At 64.8% G+C, this 20656-nt stretch carries 17 protein-coding genes and 1 pseudogene; 4 read left to right on the plus strand and 14 right to left on the minus strand.

Features of this window, described 5'->3' with window-relative positions; all coding sequences use genetic code 11:
- Positions 1-61: 61 nt before the first annotated feature.
- Complete coding sequence (locus AC07RV_RS30935) at positions 62-295, minus strand: DUF2188 domain-containing protein (RefSeq protein WP_310309847.1); 234 nt, start codon at positions 293-295, stop codon at positions 62-64.
- Between the two features lie 85 nt (positions 296-380).
- Between AC07RV_RS30935 and AC07RV_RS30940 the strand changes: the two genes are divergently transcribed.
- The 4 genes and pseudogenes from AC07RV_RS30940 (at position 381) to AC07RV_RS30955 (ending at position 2794) form a co-directional block, all read left to right on the plus strand.
- A complete protein-coding gene (locus AC07RV_RS30940; protein WP_204735889.1) occupies positions 381-1448 on the plus strand; it encodes a helix-turn-helix domain-containing protein in 1068 nt (355 codons plus the stop codon).
- A 6-nt stretch (positions 1449-1454) separates the two neighbouring features.
- Positions 1455-1949 (plus strand): PIN domain-containing protein, encoded by a 495-nt coding sequence (locus AC07RV_RS30945; RefSeq protein WP_444852531.1) that lies wholly within the window; start codon positions 1455-1457, stop codon positions 1947-1949.
- A 520-nt stretch (positions 1950-2469) separates the two neighbouring features.
- Positions 2470-2631 (plus strand): annotated as a pseudogene (locus AC07RV_RS30950) (IS6 family transposase); the annotation flags it as partial.
- A gap of 1 nt (position 2632) precedes the next feature.
- On the plus strand, positions 2633-2794 hold the full coding sequence (locus tag AC07RV_RS30955; RefSeq protein WP_204734835.1) for an integrase core domain-containing protein: 162 nt from the start codon (positions 2633-2635) through the stop codon (positions 2792-2794).
- Positions 2795-2833: 39 nt separating this feature from the next.
- Here the strand turns inward: AC07RV_RS30955 and AC07RV_RS30960 are convergent, their stop codons facing one another.
- The 13 genes from AC07RV_RS30960 to AC07RV_RS31020 all read right to left on the minus strand — a co-directional run bounded on the left by AC07RV_RS30960 (position 2834) and on the right by AC07RV_RS31020 (position 20637).
- Positions 2834-3523, minus strand: a complete 690-nt coding sequence (locus AC07RV_RS30960; RefSeq protein ID WP_310309189.1) for a TetR/AcrR family transcriptional regulator — start codon at positions 3521-3523, stop codon at positions 2834-2836.
- A 108-nt stretch (positions 3524-3631) separates the two neighbouring features.
- On the minus strand, positions 3632-4825 hold the full coding sequence (locus AC07RV_RS30965; RefSeq protein WP_204734834.1) for an acyl-CoA dehydrogenase family protein: 1194 nt from the start codon (positions 4823-4825) through the stop codon (positions 3632-3634).
- A gap of 38 nt (positions 4826-4863) precedes the next feature.
- Positions 4864-6645 (minus strand): acyclic terpene utilization AtuA family protein, encoded by a 1782-nt coding sequence (locus AC07RV_RS30970; protein WP_444852530.1) that lies wholly within the window; start codon positions 6643-6645, stop codon positions 4864-4866.
- Between the two features lie 30 nt (positions 6646-6675).
- Positions 6676-7167, minus strand: a complete 492-nt coding sequence (locus AC07RV_RS30975; RefSeq protein WP_204734832.1) for a PaaI family thioesterase — start codon at positions 7165-7167, stop codon at positions 6676-6678.
- A 38-nt stretch (positions 7168-7205) separates the two neighbouring features.
- The gene (locus AC07RV_RS30980) at positions 7206-8831 is read right to left on the minus strand and encodes an MBL fold metallo-hydrolase (RefSeq protein ID WP_204734831.1); all 1626 of its coding nucleotides are present in this window, start codon (positions 8829-8831) and stop codon (positions 7206-7208) included.
- Between the two features lie 31 nt (positions 8832-8862).
- Positions 8863-10293, minus strand: a complete 1431-nt coding sequence (locus AC07RV_RS30985; protein WP_444852529.1) for a VWA domain-containing protein — start codon at positions 10291-10293, stop codon at positions 8863-8865.
- Positions 10277-11245 (minus strand): AAA family ATPase, encoded by a 969-nt coding sequence (locus AC07RV_RS30990; RefSeq protein WP_204734829.1) that lies wholly within the window; start codon positions 11243-11245, stop codon positions 10277-10279. The genes AC07RV_RS30985 and AC07RV_RS30990 overlap by 17 nt, the downstream gene beginning before the upstream one ends.
- Entirely contained in the window at positions 11217-12377 is a 1161-nt protein-coding gene (locus tag AC07RV_RS30995) for an acyl-CoA dehydrogenase family protein (protein WP_444852528.1), read from the minus strand. Before AC07RV_RS30995 ends, AC07RV_RS30990 begins: the two co-directional genes overlap by 29 nt.
- A gap of 13 nt (positions 12378-12390) precedes the next feature.
- Entirely contained in the window at positions 12391-13554 is a 1164-nt protein-coding gene (locus AC07RV_RS31000) for an acyl-CoA dehydrogenase family protein (RefSeq protein ID WP_204734827.1), read from the minus strand.
- A 55-nt stretch (positions 13555-13609) separates the two neighbouring features.
- The gene (locus AC07RV_RS31005) at positions 13610-15571 is read right to left on the minus strand and encodes an acetyl-CoA carboxylase biotin carboxylase subunit (protein WP_310309195.1); all 1962 of its coding nucleotides are present in this window, start codon (positions 15569-15571) and stop codon (positions 13610-13612) included.
- A gap of 8 nt (positions 15572-15579) precedes the next feature.
- Positions 15580-17199, minus strand: a complete 1620-nt coding sequence (locus AC07RV_RS31010) for an acyl-CoA carboxylase subunit beta (protein WP_492714895.1) — start codon at positions 17197-17199, stop codon at positions 15580-15582.
- Positions 17200-17250: 51 nt separating this feature from the next.
- Complete coding sequence (locus tag AC07RV_RS31015) at positions 17251-19383, minus strand: 3-hydroxyacyl-CoA dehydrogenase NAD-binding domain-containing protein (protein WP_492714897.1); 2133 nt, start codon at positions 19381-19383, stop codon at positions 17251-17253.
- 45 nt (positions 19384-19428) lie between these two features.
- Positions 19429-20637 carry an acetyl-CoA C-acetyltransferase gene (locus AC07RV_RS31020; protein ID WP_008905376.1) on the minus strand — a complete coding sequence of 403 codons (1209 nt, stop codon included), beginning with the start codon at positions 20635-20637 and terminating at the stop codon, positions 19429-19431.
- Between the last annotated feature and the right edge of the window lie 19 nt (positions 20638-20656).

Below are 20656 nucleotides of genomic sequence, written 5' to 3' on the forward strand. Positions count from 1 at the left end.
TTTGGTGCCCGCCTCCGCGCATGTGCCGGGCAGGTAACCTCTGGCTGTTACAACAGTCCGCCTACTTGGCGTCCTTTGGCGGGCACGGATCGTTGCCGTAGGAGTCCCGGGCACGGATACGCCCGTCCTGCCCGTGAATCAGCAGTTCGCCCTGACCCTGCCGGGCCATCTCGCGTCCTGTCTGGATCGCCTGCGCCTGGGTGTCGAAGACCTGGCTTGCGCGCTGCCCGCCTTCGCGCAAGGCTCCCCACTGAGCGCCGCGCATAACGATGTGAACATTGTTTCGATTTGCCATTTGGAACCTCCAATGGATTGACGAAATGGAGTTTACAAAATAAAATTCAAGCAGTCAATCTGTAAACCAAAAATCGGAGAGCATCATGATCGGAAATCGGCTTAAAAGGTCCCGCGAAGCGCTGGGCCTGTCGCTGCGCGACCTCGAAGCCGCCATCCATGGGCAGGTGTCGGCGCAGGCCATCGGCAAGTACGAGCGCGATGAAATGATGCCCAGTTCGACGGTGCTGCTCGCACTGGGGCGGGCGCTTCGCGTCTCGCCGGAATTCCTTCTCAGCGAGCGAGAAATCGAGCTGACGGGGGTGGACTTCCGCAAGGCACCGCATGCCGGCGTGAAGGAAGAGCGCGCGGTCGAGGCCGCCATCCTGGATCAGGTCGAGCGCTATCTGGAGCTGGAGGAACTGTTCCCCGGGCTAGACGAAGCATGGATTGCCCCTGGCGCCGTAGAGTTCGAAATCCATCGAATCGAAGATGCGGAGCGGGCCGCCTATGCCCTGCGAGAACTCTGGGCACTTGGCATCGACCCGATTCCCATCATGGCCGAGCTGCTGGAGGACAAAGGGGTCAAGGTGATCGCGTTGGACCTTCCCATCGCCGTTTCGGGCTCCAAGGCGTTCGTCACGCGGCCTGAACATGGGGACGTACCGGTCATTGTCGTCAATCAGCACCACAACGGAGAAAGGCAGCGGTTCACGCTGGCACACGAACTCGCTCACCTCGTGCTGCGGTTCAGTGGTCTTAGCGAAGCGGATCAGGAGAAGGCTGCGGATCGGTTCGCCGGTGCCTTTCTCATGGCGAAGGACATGGTGTTGCGGCTACTGGGTCAACACCGCACGTCTATTTCGTTGGGCGAGTTGGCCGAGTTGAAGAAAATCTTCAAGGTCAGCGTGGCTTCGCTGGTCGTGCGTTGTTCGCAGTTGGGCGTGCTGACGAAGGCCGCCTACGGGAGGTTGTGGGCGCAGATTCGCGGCCTGGGGTGGAATGGGCCGGCATCGGCGGAGCCTTACTCACTGCCCGCAGAAGTGCCGTTACGGATGGAGCGCATGTGTCTGCGAGCAGTCGCCGAAGCCGTCATATCCGAGGCCAAAGCGGCCGAGCTTCTCAATATCAGCGTTCGTGAGCTTGATCGGCGTCTGATGGGACAAATCGTATAGATCGCCATGATCATCCTGGTCTCCGACACATCCATACTGATCGACTTGGAACGGGGCGGGCTGCTCGAGGCTGCTTTTTCCTGTGGATTGACGATGGTTGTTCCAGATCTCTTGTATGAGAGGGAACTGGAACCGGAAAACGGCCCATTCCTGCGAAAGCTGGGCTTGGGCGTGGTCGCGCTGACCTCTGAGGAGGTGGCTTTTGCGCAGCAACTTCGCACCGAGCGCAAAGCGCTCTCGTTGCCGGATTGCTTCGCGCTGAGCTGCGCGACCCGCGCCGATCACGCTCTCGTGACGGGCGACAGGATTCTTCGCAGTGAGGCCACCGCGCGTCGAAGGACCGTTTATGGACTACTCTGGATACTGGATCAGATGGTTGCATCCGGGGGAATCTCGATGGCTGCGCTCCATGAGGGCCTGACACGCATATCGTCCGATCGCCGCTGCCGTCTTCCTCACGCCGAAGTACGTATGCGATTAGATGCCTGGGCGAACCCGTAGCCACGTCGGCAAACCATGCTCATTCAGGGTGATCTGCGCGAACGCATCCCAATTTGTCAGGTCGCGTAAGGCCTCCCAAGGTTTGGATCACTCTCCTTCCCGTTTGCTGGAGGCAGCGCAGTGAAGGCACTGGCTGCCGTGCGCACTCCGATCAGTTGCCGTTGTGTCATTGCTGACCCCAGCACTGAAGGCAATCACGGGCGAAAATTTCTTGAAATCGCCATTAGGGGCCAGTTTCTCTTGCACAGCGGCCCCTGAAACTGGCACGAAAGGAGGGGATTCAGCTGCTATTTGACCCCAGATCTAGGGTCAAAATGTCTTGCGCGAACGCACTGCGCTTACACAAGAGAAGTTGTACTCAAACTGCAAGAGAAGTTGTGTTCTATGCAGCCTGTGGGCTTGGTTGCCGCTGATGCACCAAGCCTGGCGAGTCCAAACGCCAGTTGAACACCAGATTACGCCGATTCACGGTCCGATACAAGTCCGAGCCGACCAACTGCGGTGGCGCCGTCAGCCAGCGAAGGTGCGGGGCAGGCACATGATGGGGTTCAAGACATTCCACACGGCCCGTCGACTGATCACGGATATCGAGACCATGCACATGATTCGCAAGGGGCAGATGAACTGCCCCAAAGGGTCAACCACGTCGGTCGCACAACAGTTCTATAGCTTGACCATTTGAATTGAGAGGTCGTTGCACAAGTCAGCACGCCCCCCATCCGCTATCGCGACAGAACCCGGCCGATTGGCTGCACCGATATAACCATCATCGACCCCATGAATCCTTGGGCCGTGTTCCACCGGTCGAGTACCGTATAAAACAGTTTCCCAACCTCTACTTCTGACTGGCTCAGAAATTCGAGGGGACTTCAAGGCTAACAAAATCAAGTCCGGATTGCCGGGGGGGCTTGTATGCACAGGGCTACCACTGCGTCGGTCAGGGCATCAATCGAGATTCCCTTTTTAGGATTGAACCACAGCGCTGACCCGTTCAATAGTCCGAACATCAAATGGCGCGCAAGCGACACCTCGCCTTGCAAGCAGCCGGTCGACGCGAGTTCTTGGAGCACGGGCGTCCATGTCGCTTCGTAGTCACCTTGCAGCTTCGCGATGACATTCTGCTGCCTTCTGTTGAGAGAGCGGGACTCGTAGAGCACCGCATGCATGAAGTCTCTGCTCGGCCCCAGTAGCGTATCGAAATGCGATCGGATCAATTGCCGCAGCGTAGTCGCAGCGTCATGTTCGGCAAGGAGCACGATCGTCTGGCGCGCCAGCGCGCTACGCATGCCTTCCTGCATCACCTCATACAACAGCGCATCCTTGCTTTTGAAGTGACAAAACAGTGATCCGGAATGCATGCCAACGGCGCAGGCGATGTCGCGCGTGCTCGTGCCGTTGAAGCCGTTGCGTCGAAACAGTTTGGCCGCAGCCTTGACGATATCTTGGCGGCGGTTGCCTTCATTTCGCTCTTGCGGCGTCTTGCGTGGGCGGCCTCGCGGCCGCTTGGTTGCTGCGAAAGTGGGAAGGGAGCGCGCGGCACACATCATCCGCAAACGAGTAGCGACGCCTGCCAAAGGTGCCGGTTCGTAAGCTCAGGCCAGCCCGAAAGCGGCGGACGGAGGCCTCGACCGTGTTGCGAACCTTGGTCCGGCTGGTCGGCGCCGGGGATGACGGCCATCGGCTCAGTACGACTTCGGCAAGCCCAGCACATGTTCGCCGATGTAGTTGAGCAGCATCTCGTTGTTGATGGGCGCGATTTCCAGCAGGCGCACCATGGGCCACAGCGTAACGATGTCGTAGTCGCGGTCGAACCCGTAACCGCCGTGGGTTTGCATCGCGGCCTCGACGGCGGCTACTGCCGCTTGCGAGCCTAACAGCTTGGCCATGTTGGCATGCGCACCGGCGTCCTCGCCGGCGTCGAAGTGCTCGGCGGCGTTGTAGGTCATCAGGCGCGCCGCCTCGATTTGCGCCTTGGCCTGCGCCATGCGGTGCTGTAGCGCCTGGTAGGAGCCGATCGGCTTGCCGAATGGCTTGCGATCTTTCGAGTAGGCCACCGCCTTGGCCAGCGCATAGTCACCCAGGCCGATGGCGGCGCCGGCGGCCAGCAGGCGCTCGGAGTTCAGGCCTTCGAACATCAGCTTGGCGCCCTTGCCGGCTTCGCCGATCAGCGCGTCGGCGGGCAGTTTGACGTTGTCAAAGAACACCATGTACTGGCGCTCGGCGGTCTCGACCTGGATGTTGAGTTGCGTGAGCTGGATGCCGGGCGTTTTCATGTCGAGCACGAACAGCGAGATGCCTTCGGTGCGGTTTTTCACCTCGCCTGCCTTGGTGGTGCGGGCAATCACCAGCATGTAGTCGGCATCGCGCGCGCCAGAAATGAAGACCTTCTGGCCATTGAGCACCCAGCCATCGCCGTCCGGTGTTGCCAGTGTGGTCATGGCAAAGCTGTTGGTGCCGGCATTGGGTTCGGTGATGGCAAAGCACAGTTTCTTCTCTCCGGTGCAGGTGGGCGTGACGAACTTGCGGATTTGCTCGGGTGTGCCGTTGCGCATGATTGGCACCCGGCCCAGGCCGGTGACGACCAGAAACAGCGTGGGAACGCCGGCCAGCGCCAGGGCTTCATTGAGCGCGGTGATCTCCAGTACGCCGCCGCCTGAGCCGCCGTACTCTTCCGGAACCGACAGGCCTAGCAGGCCGAATTCGCCGAGCTTTAGCCACAGCTCGTCGGGGAAGCGGTCTTCCTTGATGCACTGCAGGATGTAGCTGCGTGGGTACAGGGTGGTGACGCCGCGGGCGGCTTCCTGCACGTCGCGGATGCGATCACGCAGGGCTGCGGAAGCGGTGTTGGCAATGGCGGTGGTGGCCGGGGTGTTCATGGTTTGTGACTCCGTCTTGGGTTAGTGGTTGAACGTTCTCAAAGAGCCATGTCGGCTGGAATGGGTACCGGAAAATCGAGCAGCATCTGGGCAAAGGCCTTGCCCTGCGAGTCCATGCGAACCGAAGCGATGCCGCCGCCGCCCAGGGCTTCGTGCATCAGAAAATTCAGCGCGTGCGTGCCAGGCAGATCAAAGCGCTGCACGCTGCCCTTGACGAGGTGGGCGAACCAGGCCGCCACCGCCTGCTCGCTCAGGGCGGCGCGGATGAAGGGCAGGTAAGCGGGCTTGCGCGCCAAGATGCCGATGTTGGCGGCGTCGCCCTTGTCGCCACTGCGGCCCCAGGCCAGCTTCACCAGCGGCACTATCCGCGTGCCGCGCGCATAGGCGTCGGCGTCAGGCAGCGGGCCGTCGACCTGGGGCAGGGTCGCCGGATCAAACGCCTGGCCGTGCCATGGCGGTGCCGCCACGGTCTGGTCGCCCATGTCGATGCTGGCGGCCACCTGTGCCTTGGGTACCAGGCAGGAGAACAGCCGCACCACCGGCTGCACCTTGGGCCGGCCGCCGGTGAAACCGGTGATGGCCGGTGCCGACATCAGGGCCAGCGGCGCCACTTCGCGCGAAAACAGTTCGAGCGCGTCCTTGACCGGGTGGCGCACGCCGACCTTGAGCATCACTTCGCGCGCATCGGGCTGCGCGTGGGGGCCGTAGGTGTCTTCGGCGCCGATGGCCTCGACACAGGTTTCGGTGAAGTCGGGCCAACCGCGCTGCGCATAGTGGCGCCGCACGCGCGCCAGCATGGCGGCGCCCACGCGCTGCGCCTTGGCGCCGGCATCGATGCCGCCGATCATGAACAGGCTCATGGCCCGAAAGCCGTCGGCGTAGGTGATGCTGGCCTTGGCCTGGTCGGTCGGCGGCAGGCCGCGCGCGCCCTTGACCTCGACGCGGTCGGGGCCGACCTGCGTCAGTGTCACGCCGGTAAAGTCGCACACCACATCGGGCAGGATGTAGGCGCGCGGGTCGCCGATTTCATAGAGCATCTGCTCGCCTACCGTGGAGGGGCAGACCAGCCCGCCCGTGCCTTCGGGCTTGGTGATGATGAAGCTGCCGTCGGCGCGGCACTCGGCGACGGGAAAACCCATGTCGTCCCAGCCCGGTACCGACTCCCAGTCGGTGTAGTTGCCGCCGGTGGTCTGTGTGCCGCACTCGATCAGGTGGCCGGCCAAGCTGCCCTGCGCGAGCAGATCGTGGTCGGTGGCGGCCCAGCCAAAGGCATGGATCAGCGGCGCCAGCGTGACCGCGCTGTCGACGCAGCGGCCCGTGACCACGATGTCGGCGCCGGCATCGAGCGCCGCGGCGATCGGGAAGGCGCCCAGATAGGCGTTGGCGCTCATGACCTTTTGTGGAAAGGGGCTGCCCGCGAACATCTCCTGGGTGTTGGCCGAGCGCAGTGCCTCTACCTGAGGCATCAGGTCGTCGCCCAGTACGGCGGCGATTTTCAGATCGACACCTTCGGCCTGGGCTGCCGCCACCAGCGCGGCGCGGCAGGCCGATGGGTTGACGCCGCCCGCGTTGGCAATGACCTTGATGCCGCGCGACTTCAGTTCCTTCATCAGGGGCTGGAGGGCGGTCACGAAATCCGGTGCATAGCCCAGTGCCGGGTCTTTGACCTTGGCGCGGCTGAGCAGCGACATGGTGATTTCGGCCAGGTAGTCGAACACCAGGACGTCGATGTTGCCGTGCTGCACCAGTTGGGCGGCGGCGAACTCAGAGTCGCCCCAGAAGCCCGAGGCGCTGCCAATGCGAAGGGTGTCTTTTTTCATGAATGTCTCCAGTTGATTGGGGGAGTGGGGTCAGCGCGGGGTGGTGGCAAGACTGCGTGGCCAGAATACACGCCAGATACCTTTGGCTGTGGCGCAGACGGTGCCATGGGCATCCAGGAACTCCCCTTCGGCAAATGCCGTCGTGCGGCTGATGCGCACCACCTTGCCGCGCGCCTCAAAGCTATCGCCCAAGGCAGCGTTGAGGAAGGTGATGTCGAGGTTGATCGTGAACTGGCGCAGCTCGAAGGGGTCAATGTCGGCCACCTCAGGCATGTCCAGCAGCGAGGAGATGATCGCCCAGCCCAGCGCGCCGTCAAACATATAGGAGATGACGCCGCCATTGATCACGGTGTCCGAACCGCCGCCGCCGCGTTGGGTGGGGAGGGCTTTGGGCAGTCGCACAATGGCTCTGCCCACGCCTGTTTCTTCCACTTCCAGCCCTTGCGCCTTCAGAAAGGGGTTGTCGTTCCAGCTTTTCTTGTAAGCGGCGATGCGGTCAAGGTGGGGGGCGTTGGCATTCATATGGGGTTCCTGAGGCTTGTTTAAAAATCGTAGGGGATTCAAAGCATCGCCAGTTGTTCGATGCGTTGCACGTGGGCCGCCAACGAACGGCGCGCCAGTGGCCAGAGCGCTGCGGGCGTGTCGTCATAGGCGAGTGGCAGCCAGTCGTCCAGGCTGCCTTGCGGGACGGCGCGCATGGCCGCCAGCACCGTGGCCTCGCGACGCAGGCGGTGCGCCCTGAGCTGCGCAATGGACTGCGCCGCCCAGCCGATGACGTGGCCGTGCGCCGGCAGGATGAATTCGATACCGTCCTCTTCGCAGGCCTGCGCCAAGCGGTCCAGCGAATCGAGGTAGGCGCTCATGTCGCCGTCGGGCGGGTCGATGATGGTGGTGCTGCCGCTGAGAATGTGGTCGCCCGAGAACAGCAGACCGTCTTCTTCGAGGATGAGGCAGAGGTGGTTGGCGGCGTGCCCTGGGGTATGGACCACGCGCAGGGTGCTGTGGTGCTCGCCATCGTGCAGCATCAGGCGCTCGCCGTCGGCCAGCGCGCGGTCGGGGGCGAAGGCTGCCGTGGAGCGGGCGGTGGCGGCGCTGGCCAGACCCAGCACGGGCGGCGTACGGCCCGTCAGGCGGGCGCAGGCCTGGGCCAGCGGCCGTGCGGCGGGGGAGTGGTCGGCGTGCGAGTGGGTGCAGACGATGGCCGTGATCTGGCCCGCTGTGAACGCCAGCAGGCGCTCGATATGGTCGTTCAGCAAGGGGCCCGGATCGATGACGATGTAGCCACTGGCCGCGTCACCCACGATGTAGCTGTTGGTGCCGGGGCCGGTCATGACGCTGGCGTTGGGGGCGGTGAGGCGATGCAGGTGCCGCAGCAGGGGCACCGGCCGTTCGTGCTGCCAGTCCAGCGCATGTTCCAGTTGTCCGGATGGGCACACCAGCGCGAGCTCGGCGTAGGGCAGGTCCTGTTCCATGAAGCGCTGCGGTTGACCGCCGACCAGACCACCACGGGGGGTGGAGTTCCACAGTGGTTCGTCCTCGGTGCAGGCCGCCAGGGCCTGCCCGGCCTGTTCGAAGGCCGACAGCCAGTGCAGGGTGCGGATGGTGGGGAAGATCATGAAAAAGTTGCCGGCCTGGTGCTGCGCCAGCGCATCCTGGGGCCGGACCCAGACCGGCTCGAACTGCTCCATTTCGTCGGCCACCGGTTCCTGCTGGTCGGGCATCAGCGCAGCGAAGAAGACGGTGTCGAAACGCTTGGGCACGCTGCGGTCGGTGGTCCAGCAGGCCAGCATGCGCGCCTGATCGACCGCCAGTGACCAGCCCTGGGCTTGCAGTTGCGGGTACAGCGCCCGGCTGCGGTCCAGCACTTGAAGGTGGGTGCGGGTGATGGGCCTGCCATCGGCCTGCACGGCCAGCAGGATGCCCAGTTCCTCGAAGGTTTCCCGCAGCGCCGCCAGCGCCGCCGTGCGGTAGCGTCCGCCCGCCAGCGTGTGTGTCTGGTGGTCGTCGGCGTCCACTCGCCCGCCGGGGAACACATAGGCGCCGGGCAAGAAGCTGGCGTTTGGCGAGCGCCGGGTCATCAGCACTTCGACGCCCAGCGGTCCGTCACGCAGCAGCAGCAGGGTGGCCGCTGGGTGCGCCACGGCCGGTTCTTTGTGGGGGTGCAGTTGCAGGGTGGGGCGGGCCATGGCGGTGTTCCTTGCGCGGGGGATGGGGGCTCTACGCGCTGGCCGAATGGGTGCGCAGCAAGGCGTCGAGTGTGCTTTCCAGGTGGGTGAGGGAATTGCATTCGCGCGCGATGTGGCAATAGGGCGCGTAGCGCTTCATCTCCGAATCGCCCAGGCCCCAGAACGAGGTGGGCTCGGGATTGAGCCAGATCACCCGGCGCGCGCGCTCATAAAGCTGCTTCATGACCTCGACATGCGCCTCGCCGCGGTTGTTGCGCGCGTCGCCCAGGATCAGCACCGTGGTGCGGCGGTCGATGTCGCCCAGCAATTGTTCTTCAATATCGAGCAGGGTTTGACCGTAGTCGGTGCCGCTGCCGCCCACGGCCTGCATCACTTTGTCGACCGCTTGCTCGACCGGCAGCAGCTCGAAGGTGTCGCTCACGTCCACCAGGTGGTTGGTGAAGGCGAAACTGCGCACGTCGCTGACCTGCTCGCCCAGGCTGTGCAGGAACAGCAGCAGAAAGCGCGCGTACTGGCGCACCGAGCCGCTGACGTCGCAAATGGCCACCACGCGTGGCCGGTCCACCACCTTGGACCGCCAGAAGGTCTCGAACATCACGCCGTCGTAGGCCGCGTTCTTGCGCAGGGTCTTGCGGAAGTCGAGCTGGCCGCGCACCCGCTGCTTCTTGCGCCGCGAGTGGCGATCAGCCAGCCGCTTGGCGATTTTGCTGACGATGACGTGCATGCGCGCGAAATCGCGCTTTTCGATGTTGGAGAGCTTTTGCGTTTGCAGGAAGTCGTCGTGCAACTGGCGCGTCGGGGCCGTGCCGAAGAGCGCGAGTTTGCGTTCGACAAAATTGCGAACCTCCTCGAACAATTTCTTGCGCGCCAGTTCAAGCTCCTTGGCGCGCTTGGGCGCCAGCGTCTGGCGTTTGGCGTCAGAGATTTCGCGGTCCAATAGTTCCAGGCCCATGGCCTGCTGGATCTTCTGGGTGTAAAAACCCTTTTGCGTGAAGAACCAGATGTCGGTCAGGCCCACCTCGCGCGCGGCCTCCTGCATGCGCTTGGCCAGCGCCGCCGAGTCGCCCGACAGCAACAACTGCGACAAGGCCTGGCCGCCGCTGCCCTGGCAACCGCCCGGCCCGCCGGAGCCGGTGGCTGTCTGGTTTTTGGGGCTTTGCTCGGGCGGGTCCTGCGCTGGTGTGGCGTCGGCGCCGGGTTGGACGCCGGGCCGGACCGCGCCGCCAGGGGCTGCCAGGTTTTCAAAAGAGCTGAAACGAAAGAAATGGTCAAAGGCCTCGTCGAACAGGGCGCGGTCGACCGTGGTCTTGGCCAGCGTGGTGCCCAGCGCGATTTTGAGCAGGGCGCGGTCGCTCCAACCCACCAGTTCGACGGCACGCGCCGCCTCGACCTGGGCGTTGAGATGGATTTCAAGGTCGCTGCCGCGCAGCGCCTTGAAAAAGTCTTCAAGCGTGGCTTGCACGGGGACTCTCCGCATCCTTGCGCGCTTGTTGCAGCAGGGTGGACATCTGCGCGTTGGCGGTGGCGATGTCTTGCTCGAACTTGAGGAAGACATTGAGCGTGTCGCGCACCACGTCCAGGTTCAGGTGTTCGGCGTGCAGCAGCAGCAGCGTCTTGGCCCAGTCGATGGTTTCGCTGACCGAGGGCAGTTTTTTCAGGTCCAACTGGCGCACTGCCTGGATGAAGGCCACCAGCTCCCGGTTCAGTGTTGCCGACAGGCCGGGCACGCGCCGCTCCAGGATGCGCCGCTCCAGCGCGGCTTCGGGGAAGGAGATGTGCAGGTGCAGGCAGCGGCGCTTGAGCGCGTCGCTCATTTCGCGCGTGTTGTTGCTGGTGAGAAAGACGAGGGGCTTGACCTTGGCCTTGATGGTGCCGAGTTCGGGTACCGAGACCTGGAAGTCGGACAGCACTTCGAGCAGGAAGGCCTCGAATTCGGGGTCGGACTTGTCGATCTCGTCGATCAGCAGCACGCAGCCGCGCTCTTGGTGCAAGGCCTGGTAGAGAGGGCGCGGTTCGAGGAAATGCTCGCTGAAAAACAGGTCGTCGTGCGCATGCAGCTTGTCCATGGAGGCGGCCAGGCCGACGGCGCCCTGCATCATCTCGCCCAGCTTGTCCTTGAGCAGTTGCGTGTAGAGCAATTGCTTGCCGTATTTCCACTCGTACAAAGCCTTGGATTCGTCCAGGCCTTCGTAACACTGCATGCGGATCAGGGGCACGTCGAGAATCTCGGCCATGCCCTTGGCCAGTTCGGTCTTGCCGACGCCGGCCGGGCCTTCGACCAGGATCGGCTTTTCCAGGTTGAAGCCCAGGTAGACCGAGGTGGCGATTTCGCGGCTGGCGATGTAGTCGACCGAGGCGAAGGCTTTGGAGACTCGGTCAAAGGAATCAAAGTGGGCTTGGTGCAGTGTTTTCATGGGTTGTCGTTGATTCCAAAAGGGTTTCTCCGGCCTGGAATTGCCGGGATTCGGCGATGCTGCGGGCGATGCCCTGCACCAGGCGCAGGTCGCGCGCCAGGGTGAGCAGGGCCGGTTCATGGGCGTCCAGGGCTGCGGCAAAGGATTCACAGGCGCCTTGCCAGCGATCAAACAGGCGGCGCGCGCCCAGGTTGAACGCCGCCAGCGCCTCGTCGGGCCCGTGCTGGTCCAGGTGCTGGGCGGCATGGCGTGCCACGGGCGAGAGGGCGTCGAGTTCGAGTTGCAAGCCACCCAGCTCCCGGGTCAAAGCCGGCGTGCGGGCTGCATGGCGAAACCAGCGTGCCAGGGTATCCAGCTCGGCTTGCATGGCGCCGAGCATCGGGCCCAGCAGCAGCGCGTCTTCGATCGCGCGCAGCGGCCGAGCGATGGTGTCGAAAGCCTGTCCAGGCTCGCCCAGGCGCTGGCTTTCCGGCACCCGGCAGCCGACCAGGCGCAGGCCGCAATTGCCCAGCGGCGCCAGTCCGCGCACTTTGTCGTCCAGTTCGCGGGTCAGGCCCGGTGTGTTGGCCTCAATGACGAAAGCATCGAAGCGCTTGCGCCCTTCTTTTTCGCCGCTGACGGCCAGCACGATGATGGCATCGGCGGCCGGACCGTTGCTGACGAAGGCCTTGTGGCCGTCAAGAAGCCAGTCGTCGCCGTCCCGTACCGCCCGGCAGCTCAGGTGTTTGGGGTGTGCGCCGGTGCCGGGCTCGGAGATCGCGAGTGCCAGCAGGGTGTCGCCGACCGCCATGGATTGCAGCAGCGCACGATGCCGGTCGCTGCGCAGATTCGGCGACAGCACGAAGCGCGCCAGCATTTGCTGCATCATCCACGCCATGCCCAGCCCCAGACTGGCGGATTCCCGGGCGACGATGCCGGCCAGCGCGCTGACCAGCGCGGAGTCCGCTACGGGCGCCCCACCGTCGCTGTCGAAGCCCACGCCGAGCAGGCCACTGGCGCCGAGGTGGCGCCACCAGGCGCGGGGGAAGCCGTGCGTGCAGTCAGACGCTGGCGCGTTCGCCAGGGCCAAGCGCATGGCCTCGGGCAGCGCCGGGTCCGACTTGGGTTGCTCAGGGGATTGAGAGCCGCTCATAGGTCCATCCAGATCAGGCGTAAAACCCGAGCTGTCGCGCCGCCAGGTCGCGCATCACTTCTTCGGCGCCGCCACCGATGGCGTTGACCTTGACTTCGCGGTAAATGCGCTCCACCTTGACGCCGCGCATGAAACCGGCGCCGCCGTGCAGTTGCACCGCCTCGCTGGCGCAATAGGCCATGGTCTGGGTGGCCTGGTTTTTCAGCAGGCAGATTTCGCCCACCGGCGTGTCGCCCTGTTCGACGCGCCAGGCGAGCAATTCCAGCATGGCCTGGGTCGCCTCGACGCGCATGGCCATGTCGGCGAGTTTGTGGCGGGTGACCTGCTGGTCGATCAACTTGCCGCCAAACATCTCGCGCTCACGCGACCAGACCAGCGCCTCGTCCAGGCAGACACGGGCAAAACCGTTGGCGCCGGCGGCGAGAAAGATACGCTCGCGGTTGAAATTCTTCATGATGGCTTTGAAGCCCTGGTTTTCCACCCCCACCAGGTTCTCCACCGGCACGCGGCAGTTGTCGAAATACAGGTCGGCGGTGTCGGAGCACCACCAGCCCATTTTTCTCAAGGGCGTTTGCGTAAAGCCGGGCGTGCCTTTCTCGATCAGCAGCAGCGACACGCCGCCCGGCCCCGGCCCGCCGGTGCGCACCGCCACGGTGTAGAAGTCGGCGCGCATGCCGGAGGTGATGAAGGTTTTCGAGCCGTTGACGACGTAGTGGTCACCATCCCGGCGCGCCGTGGTCTTGAGGTTGGCCACGTCCGAACCGCCGGAGGGTTCGGTGATGCCGAGTGCGCTGATCTTCTCGCCCCGCAGCACCGGCGGCAAGACGCGCTGCTGGAGCGCCTCGCTGCCCACGTTGACGATGGGCGGGCAGCCGATGGTGTGCGACAGCAGACTCGCCAGCACACCGCCAGCACCGCAACGCGCCAGTTCCTGCGCGGCGATGATGGTCATGAACAGGTCGCCGTCGTTGCCGCCATGGCTTTGCGGAAAACCCAGGCCCAGCAGGCCGATTTCGGCCGCCTTGCGGTACAGATCGACAGGAAAGGACTCGGCTTCGTCCCAGGCATCCACGTGCGGACTGATTTCTCGGGCGACGAAGCGGCGCATCGCGTCGCGGAACGCCAGGTGCTCGGGCGTATAGAAGGGACTCTTGGCAGGCAGGGTTTCGGCAGGCATGGGTATTACTCCTCGTGGGTGTGGCGGGTGTCGTGCGTGCAGGGCGGTGCGCGCCTCAATCAGGCTGCTCGACCAGCGACACCAACAAGGCGCGCGTGGCCACCTGGTCGCCAGCGCGCACCGCCACTTGGTCCACCACGCCGTCGCGACGGGCCAGCAGTTGGTGCTCCATCTTCATGGCTTCGAGCACCACAAGGCGTTGCCCCTTGGTGACGGTGTCGCCAGGTTGGACGTCAACGGCCAGTACCCGTCCATTCATGGGGGCGAGCACACGTGACTCCGCGCTGCCTGCAGCTGCGGCCGGTGGGTCATAGGTCAGGTCTTCAAAGCTGGCGCTCAGGTCGCCCAGTTCCAGGTGCAACACGCCGCCGGCAAACACCGCAGCCGCGTGCTGTTGCACGCCATCGGCGATCAGGTGCAGGCACTCGCCTTGACGCCCGCTGAGGGTGACGTGGTGCAGCGCCGCGCCCACTTCGAGCGTGTAGCGGTGGGCGCCAGTGACCGTGATATGCACGGCATGTCGGTGTTCGCCCTCGCCGATCAGCATCGGCCAGCGTGCCGGTCCGCTGGAGCGCCAGGGCGCGGCTGCGACCGGCGTGGCGCTGGCTTCAAACCACAGCGTGCCGGCCAGCGCCAGCGCCAGCGAGTCGGGCTGGGGCCGCACCAGCGCCGCAGCGCCGAAGTGCTGGGCGATGAAGGCCGTGGTCGTTTCGCCAGCGGCGAAGGCCGGGTGGCTGGCCACGGCTTCGAGGAAGGCACGGTTGTGGGGCAGACCGAGCAGGCGGGTGCGTTGCAGCGCACCGATCAGGCGTCGCCGGGCTTCGTCGCGGGTGGCGCCGTGTGCAATGATCTTGGCGATCATCGGATCGTAGTGAGGGCTCACGGTCTGACCCGATGCCAGGCCGTGGTCAACGCGCACGCCTTCGCCCGTGGGCGGGCTCCAGAGCGCAACATCGCCACTTTGCGGCAGGAAGCCCGCGTACGGGTCTTCGGCATACAGGCGCACTTCGATCGCGTGCCCGTTCAATTGCACTTGCTCCTGCGCCAGCGGCAAGGGCTCGCCACGGGCCACGGCGATCTGCCAGGCCACCAGGTCCAGTCCGGTGATGCACTCGGTCACCGGGTGTTCGACCTGCAGCCGTGTGTTCATCTCCAGAAAGTAGAAACGCCCTTCGCGGTCGAGCAGAAACTCGACCGTGCCGGCGCCGACGTAGTTCACGGTGCGCGCCGCCGCCACCGCCGCCGCGCCCATTTGCGCGCGCAGCTCGGGCGTGACCGCCGGGGAGGGCGCTTCTTCGAACACCTTCTGGTGCCGGCGCTGGATCGAGCAGTCGCGTTCGCCCAGGTGGATGATGTGGCCGTGCTGGTCGCCGAAGACCTGGATTTCGACGTGGCGCGGCTCCATCACCGCGCGCTCCAGGATGAGCTCTTCGCTGCCGAAGGCGTTGCCGGCTTCCGAGCGGGCGCTGACCAGGGCGACCGCCAGGTCTTGCGGGTGTTCGACCAGCCGCATGCCGCGCCCGCCGCCGCCCGCCGCCGCCTTGACCATGATCGGGAAACCGATCTCGGCAGCTTTCGTGAGCAGCGTGGCATCGGATTGGTCGGTGCCCTGATATCCCGGCACGCAGGGCACGCCCGCCGCCAGCATCAGGCGTTTGGCGCCGGCCTTGTTGCCCATTTTCAGGATGGCCTGCGGGTCCGGGCCGATGAACACCAGCCCGGCGTCCAGGCAAGCCTGCGCAAAGCCGTCGTTCTCGGACAGGAAGCCGTAGCCGGGGTGTACCGCGTCGGCGCCTGTGCTGCGCGCCGCCGCCAGCAGCGCCGCAACGTTGAGGTAGCTCTCGCGTACCGGCGCCGGGCCGATGCACACGGCCTCGTCGGCCAGGGCGACATGCAGCGCCCGCGCATCGGCTTCGCTGTAAACGGCCACCGTGCGGTAGCCCAGGGCCTGGGCTGTGCGGATGATCCGGCAGGCGATTTCTCCGCGGTTGGCGATCAGGATTTTGGTGAAGTTCATCAGGGTTCTCACATCCGTGCCACGCCAAAAGTGTTCGAAAGCAAGGGCCTCAACCCGGCTTCCCGACACACCGCCAGGGTGGTGGCGAGCGCGCGGCGGGTGTCGCGCGGGTCGATGATGCCGTCGTCCCACAGGCGCGCGGTGGCAAACAGCGAATGCGATTCGAGGTCAAAACGTGCCAGGATCTCGCTTTTCATGGTGGCCATGGTTTCGGCGGGTGGCTCCTTGCCAGTGCGGGCAAATTTTTCTTCGGTGACGATGCGCATCACGGTGGCGGCCTGCTCGCCGCCCATCACAGCCACCCGCGCGTTGGGCCAGGCGAACACGAAGCGCGGATCGTAGGCGCGGCCGCACATGCCGTAGTTGCCGGCACCGAAGGAGGCACCTGTCATCACGGTGATTTGCGGCACGGTGGCATTGGCCACGGCCTGGATCATCTTGGCGCCATGCTTGATCATTCCGACCTGCTCCACATCCTTGCCGACCATGAAGCCGGTGGTGTTCTGCAGATAGACGATCGGGGTGCCCGACTGGCAGCACAACTGGATGAACTGGGTTGCCTTGGTGGCGCCTTGCGGATCAATGGGCCCGTTGTTGCCGATGAAGCCGCAAGGGTATCCCTCGATGGCACCATGGCCGCACACGGTGCCGGAGCCGTACAGCGGTTTGAATTCGAGGAAGTCGGAGTCGTCGATCACCCGCGCCAGCACTTCGCGCATGTCGTAGGGCTGGCGAAAGTCAACCGGCACCACGCCCGCCAGTTGCTCGACCGGATAACGCGGCTCTTTCCAGATCTTCACCGCGCTCATCGGCAAGCGGTCGTTCCACGGCAGCCGCGCCAAGATGTCGCGTGCGATGCGGATGCCGTCGGCGTCGTCCTCGGCCAGGTACTCGGCCACGCCCGACATCGAACAGTGCATCTCGGCGCCGCCCAGCTCTTCGTCGGTGGCGATCTCGCCGGTGGCGGCTTTTAGCAAGGGTGGGCCGGCCAGGAAAGCCTTTGCACGGCCGCGCACCATGATCACATAGTCGGACATGCCCGGAAGGTAGGCGCCGCCGGCAGTTGAGTGGCCGTGCATCACGCAGACCTGCGGAATGCCCCTGGCCGATAGCCGCGCCTGGTTGGCGAAGCCGCGGCCGCCTTCAATGAACACCTCGCCCACATGCATCAGGTTGGCGCCGCCGGACTCGACCAGTCGCACCACTGGCAGTTTGTTCTCCAGTGCGATGGCTTCGGCGCGCAGGCTCTTCTTCATGCCCATCGGTGTGATGGTGCCGCCCTTGATCGCGCTGTCGGAGGCGATCACCACGCAACGAATGCCCGACACCACCCCGGTGCCGCAGATGATCCCGCCCCCCAGCACGTTCTTCTCGCCGTCGTCGTCGTGCATCCTGAAGCCGGCCAGGGTCGAAAACTCCAGCCACGACGAGCCGCGATCGAGCAGCAGCGCGATGCGCTCACGCGGCAGCAGCTGCTTGCGGGCGCGGAACTTGGCTTCTTGGCTGTTCGACGTGTTGCGCACACGGTCTTCGAGCGTGCGGAAACTGTCGATCAGCGCGAGCATCTGTGCGCGCTCGCGCAGGAAGCTCTCTGACTGCGGGTCGACTTGACTTTGAATGGCGGGCATGGGTGGTTCTCGCTGAAAGGTCGCAGTGAACGAATGGGGTCACAGGCCTGCTTACAGGTCGTAAAAACGCTCACCCTGATCGGCCATGCGGCGCAGCAGTTGCGGCGGCGCAAAGCGCGCACCGTGCCGCTCGGCCAGGGTCTCGCAGGCCTTGACAAAAGCGGCCAGCCCCAGGCTGTGGATCTGGCCGATCGGGCCGCCCAGGTAGGCCGGGAAACCCCAGCCCAGGATCGCGCCGACATCGGCATCGATGGGCGCCAGCAGCACTATTTCTTCGAGGCAGCGCGCGGTTTCGACCGATTGGATGAACATCAGGCGTTGCTTGACCTCTTCGACCGTGGGTTGCGTGGCCGCCAGCGGGAACGCCTGCGCCAGGCCTGCCCACAGTTGCTTCTGGCCATCTTGCGGGTAGTCGTAGAAACCCTTACCGGTCTTTTTACCCAGTCGTCCCAACTTGTCCACCATGCGGTCGCAGACGTCGTCGATGGCGCTGCGCTGGTAGGCCTTGCCGAGGTCGGCGGCGGTCTGTTTCCGGATGCGCGCCATCAATTCGAGCGAGACTTCGTCGGCCAGCGCCAGCGGCCCCACCGGCATGCCGGCCATGCGCCCGGCGTTGTCGATCAGCGCCGGCTTCACGCCTTCGGCCAGCAGCGCCAGGCCTTCGCCGACGTAGGTCGAGAACACCCGGCTGGTGTAGAAGCCGCGGCTGTCATTGACGACGATGGGCGTCTTGAGGATCGCCTTGACGAAGTCCATGGCACGGGCCAGGCATTCATCACTGGTGGCCTGGCCGCGAATGATCTCCACCAGCGGCATCTTGTCGACTGGCGAGAAGAAATGCAGGCCGATGAAATTGGCCGGACGTGCGGACGCCTCGGCCAGCCCGCTGATGGGCAGGGTGGAGGTGTTGGAGGCGAAGATGGCGCCGGGGGCGATCACCGCCTCGGCCTTGCGCGTCACGTCGGCCTTGATGGCGCGGTCTTCAAACACCGCTTCGACCACGATGTCACAGCCTGCCAGGTCGGCGAAGTCGGTGGTCGGTTTGATCAGGGTGAGCTTGGCATCACGCTCGGCCTCGGTCATGCGCTTGGCGGCCACGCGCTTGTTCCACAGGTTCTCGCTGTAGGCCTTGCCCTTGGCCGCGCTGTCGGTGCTGCTGTCGAGCAGCACCACTTCCATGCCGACCTCGGCGGCGGCGAAGGCAATGCCCGCGCCCATCATGCCAGCCCCCAGAATGCCGACCTTGCGGTAGCTGGCCTGAGGCACGCCCTTGGGCCGGGAGGCCAGCTTGCTGGCGGCGGGAATGCCAAAGAACAGCGAGTGAATCATGTTCTTGGCCTCTTTGCCGGTCGTCAGCTTGACGAACTCGCGCATCTCGACCTTGCAGCCGGTGTCGATGTCGACCTGGCAGCCGTTGTAGACGCAGTTCAAGATCGCCTCGGGCGCGGGATAGTTGCCAAAGGTCTTGGCGCGCAGCATGGCGTTGCCTGCGGTGAAGGTTTCGTAGCCCATGGGGCTTTGCACGGCGCCGCCCGGCAGCTTGAAACCCTTGCGGTCCCAGGGCTGAACAGCGGCAGCGGCACCGTCGGTCAGCAGCCACTGCTTGGCGCGGGCCAGCAGTTGGTCGGCCGGCACGACTTCATCGACCAGACCCGCTTCCAGGGCTTTTTTCGGGGCGAGCTTTTTGCCTTCGAGCAGGAAGGGCAGCGCGTTGCGCACGCCGATCATGCGCGGCAGACGCTGCGTGCCGCCTCCGCCCGGCAGTAGGCCAAGGCCCACCTCGGGCAGGCCGATGAGGGCCTTAGGGTTGTCGGCGGCAATGCGTCGGTGGCAGGCCAGCGCGACCTCGTAGCCGCCGCCAAGCGTGGTGCCGTTGAGGGCCGCGACGAAGGGCTTGCCGCTTTTCTCAATGCCGCGCATCAGGGCGTGCAACTGGGTGACAAAGTCCATCATGCCGGCCACGTCGGTGATGGCGAGCATCATGTTGAGGTCGGCGCCGGCGATGAATTCGGGCTTGGAGGATGTGACGACCACGCCCTTGACGGCAGAATCCGCTTGGGCACGCTTCACGGCGTCGGCGAAGGCGGGAATGGATTGCCCGTTGAGGACGTTCATCGGCACGTCCTGCATGGCCCAGGTGATGGTGGCGATGCCGTCGGCATCAACCTTGTAGTCAATAGTCATGGTGGTGGTCCAGGTCTGTGATGAGGATCGCGTCGTGCCGGGGCTTCAGACGCGCTCGATGATGGTGGCGGTGCCCATGCCGGCGCCCACGCACAGCGTGATCAGGCCAGTGGACAGGTTGCGCCGCTCGAGTTCGTCGAGCACGGTGCCCAGTATCATGGCGCCGGTCGCGCCCAGCGGGTGCCCCATGGCAATGGCACCGCCGTTGACGTTCATCTTGTCGTGCGGGACGTTCATCACTTCCATGAAACGCAGCACGACCGAGGCGAAGGCTTCGTTCAGTTCATATAGGTCGATGTCGCTGGCCCTCATGCCGGCGAGCTTGAGCGCCTTTTCCGCCGAGTAGGAGGGGCCGGTCAGCATGATGGTGGGTTCGCTGCCGATGGAGGCGAACGAGCGGATGCGTGCACGGGCTTTCAGGCCCAGCAGCTTGCCGGCCTCGGCGTTGCCGATCAGCACCGCGGCCGCGCCGTCAACAATGCCCGACGAGTTGCCGGCGTGGTGCACGTGCGCCATGCGCTCGATCTCCGGATAGCGCTGCATGGCCACCGCGTCGAAGCCGTATTTCTCGCCCTGCACCTTGAACGCAGGCTCCAGCTTGGCCAGCGACTCCAGCGTGGTTTCGGCGCGCATGTGTTCGTCGCGATCCAGTACGACGCAACCGTTCACGTCCTTGACGGGAACAATCGACTTGGCGAAGCGGCCTTCGGCCCATGCGAGTGCCGCGCGGCGCTGGCTTTCGACCGCGTAGCTGTCAACATCGTTGCGGCTGTGGCCGTAAAGGGTGGCAATCAGATCGGCTGAAATGCCCTGCGGCACAAAATAGGTCGGAATCGCTACCGCGGGGTCAGCCGCCCAAGCGCCGCCGCTGGTGCCCATGGGCACACGGCTCATGCTCTCGACGCCGCCGCCGATGACCAGTGGCGACTGGCCCGACATCACCTTGGCGGCGGCCATGTTGCAGGCCTCCAGGCCCGAGGCGCAAAAGCGATTGATCTGCACACCGGCAGCGCTTTCGTGGTACCCGGCGGCGATGGCCGCAACGCGGGCGATGTTGGCGCCTTGCTCGCCGGCGGGTTCGACGCAGCCGAGGATGATGTCGTCCACGAAGGCGGTGTCCAGGGTGTTGCGGTCGCGCAGCGCCTGCAGCGCGGTGATGGCCAGACTGATGGGCGTGCTGCCGTGCAGCGCACCCGAGCTGCGGCCCTTGCCGCGCGGCGTGCGCACGGCATCAAAAATGAATGTTTCGGTCATGGTGGGTTTCCTTCTTTCT

This window comes from Variovorax sp. GW821-FHT09B01 (genome assembly GCF_059418345.1).